This is a genomic window from Rhodococcus sp. NPDC049939 (assembly GCF_040656415.1).
Taxonomy (GTDB): domain Bacteria; phylum Actinomycetota; class Actinomycetes; order Mycobacteriales; family Mycobacteriaceae; genus Rhodococcus_F.
Genome location: NZ_JBFAMC010000016.1, coordinates 1 through 2,267, shown reverse-complemented (window position 1 = coordinate 2,267; position 2,267 = coordinate 1). Strand labels below are relative to the sequence as shown.

At 62.7% G+C, this 2,267-nt stretch carries 3 protein-coding genes; all 3 read left to right on the top strand.

Annotated elements, in window-relative coordinates; all coding sequences use genetic code 11:
- On the top strand, positions 1–336 hold a 336-nt coding region (locus AB0I57_RS20040), incomplete at its 5' end, for an ABC transporter permease subunit (RefSeq protein WP_358339333.1).
- 4 nt (positions 337–340) lie between these two features.
- Positions 341–1,066, top strand: coding sequence for an amino acid ABC transporter ATP-binding protein (locus AB0I57_RS20035; RefSeq protein ID WP_358339330.1), 726 nt, complete (start codon positions 341–343; stop codon positions 1,064–1,066).
- 78 nt (positions 1,067–1,144) lie between these two features.
- Positions 1,145–2,267: ABC transporter substrate-binding protein (locus tag AB0I57_RS20030; RefSeq protein WP_358339327.1), on the top strand; the 1,123-nt coding region annotated here is incomplete at its 3' end.

Genomic DNA, 2,267 nt, shown 5'->3' with positions numbered 1-2,267 from the left:
CGCAGATCGATGGCCCTGGTCGTCGTCCCCCAGGGCGTGCGACGGGTCCTGCCCGCCCTGATGAACCAGTTCATCTCCCTGATCAAAGACTCGTCGCTGATCTACTTCCTGGGCCTGCTGGCAACCCAGCGAGAACTGTTCGCCGTCGGCAGGGACCTGAACGCACAGACCGGCAGCCTCTCACCACTGGTAGCCGCCGGCCTGTTCTACCTCGCCCTGACCGTCCCGCTGACCCACCTCGTCAACTACATCGACCACCGCCTGCGCACCGGCCGCAGGGACAGGTCTAGAACTCTCGACCCGGTGGAGCAGTCCATCGTCGTGGAAGGGGGATAGGGCGATGGCCTACTCTCTCACTGGCACCAACCTGCATCTGGCGTTCGGCAACAACCGGGTTCTGCGAGGCGTGGACCTTCACGTCGACGCCGGGCACACCGTCACGGTGATCGGCCCGTCCGGCTCCGGAAAGTCGACGCTTCTGCGCGTACTCAACCGGCTGCACGAACCCGACCAGGGTGACATCCTCCTCGACGGCAAGTCGGTGCTGAAGGACAACCCGGACAAGCTGCGGCAGCGCATCGGGATGGTGTTCCAGCACTTCAACCTGTTTCCGCACAGGACTGTCGCCGACAACATCGCCCTCGGTCCACGCAAGCTCAAGGGGATGTCGAAGGACGAGGCGCGGTCGCTGGCGCTCGAACAACTCGAACTCGTCGGGCTCGCGAACAAGGCCGATTCACGGCCCGGCAATCTGTCGGGCGGGCAACAGCAGCGAGTCGCCATCGCACGGGCCCTGGCCATGAAGCCGCAGGTGATGTTCTTCGATGAGGCCACGTCCGCCCTCGACCCCGAACTGGTGAAGGGCGTGCTCTCGCTGATGGCCGACCTCGCCAAGGGTGGCATGACGATGGTCGTGGTCACCCACGAGATGGGTTTCGCCCGTGAAGTATCCGACACCGTGCTGTTCATGGACCACGGTTCCGTCGTCGAGACCGGTAGCCCCGATCAGCTATTCGAGAAACCGAAAACTGAACGGCTGCAACAGTTCCTGTCACAGGTCCTGTAGGAAATCGAGGACCCGGGCCGGACGCCGAGACATCTGCTGACCGAGAAAACCTCTCTACCCGGGGCTAGTCTTGCCACCATGCTGTCTTCAGCCGGAACGAAGGTTCGTGTTCTGGTCGCACTGCTGCTCGCAGCCGTGCTTTTGCTGGCAGCGTGTTCGAGTGGCGAGAGTTCATCGGGCGCGGCGGCGCGCGATCTGTGTTCCCCGCCCGGACCCGGCTCGGCAACCGCCGCACCCACCAACGTAGAGGTGGGGTCGGAGACAACCGTCGACAGATATACCACCGACAGCGTCATCCCGCTCGATCAGATCGACACCTCGAGGTTGAACCTGATCACCCCCGGTGTCCTCACCGTCGGCACCCTGACGGACGCACCACCGAGCATCTGCATCAACTCGGAGAACCAGTTCTCCGGCTACGACAACGAACTCCTCAAGGCCATCGCCGCGAAACTGGGCCTGCAGATCAACTTCGTCGGCACCGAGTTCACGGGACTGCTCGCCCAGGTTGCCGCCCACCGCTTCGATGTCGGTTCGGCATCCATCGGGACCACGGACGAGCGCCGTGACATTGTCGGCTTCACCAATAGCTACGACTTCGGCTACAACTCGTTGGTCGCCCCTACCGACGGGCCGATCCAGGGGTTTGACGACCTGAACTCGTCCACCCGCATCGGCGTTGTCCAGGGCACACAACAGGACGACTACGTTCGGAACACCCTCGGACTCGACCCGGTGGAGTTTCCGGATTACGCCACCCTCTATGCGAACCTTCTGTCCGGGCAGATCGATGTCTGGGTGGCAGGATCACCACAGGCCGAAGGAATCGTCGAACCCGGCGACCCGATGTCCGTTGTCCAGAACTCGTTCATTCCGGACAATGTTGCGGCGTGGGCCGTCGCGAAGGAAAACCAACCACTGATCGACGCACTGAACTCCGGGCTCGACGCGATCATCGCCGACGGCACCTGGGCCCGACTGTATTCCGACTGGGAACCGCGCCCCCTGCCCGAAAGCTGGAAACCCGGCAGCAAGGCCGCACCCACACCCGACCTCCCCGACTTCGCCGCCCTGGCCGCACTGAACCCACAAAACACAACGGAAATACCAGCAGCACAACCCAAATCGACACTCCAACAACTCAAAGACACATTCTTCAACTGGGATCTGTACGTGCGGGCATTCCCCGACCTACTCAAAA

Excerpts from the sequence above, each read along its gene's own strand:
- AB0I57_RS20035 (WP_358339330.1), top strand. The coding sequence starts at position 341 with ATGGCCTACTCTCTCACTGGCACCAACCTGCATCTGGCGTTCGGCAAC.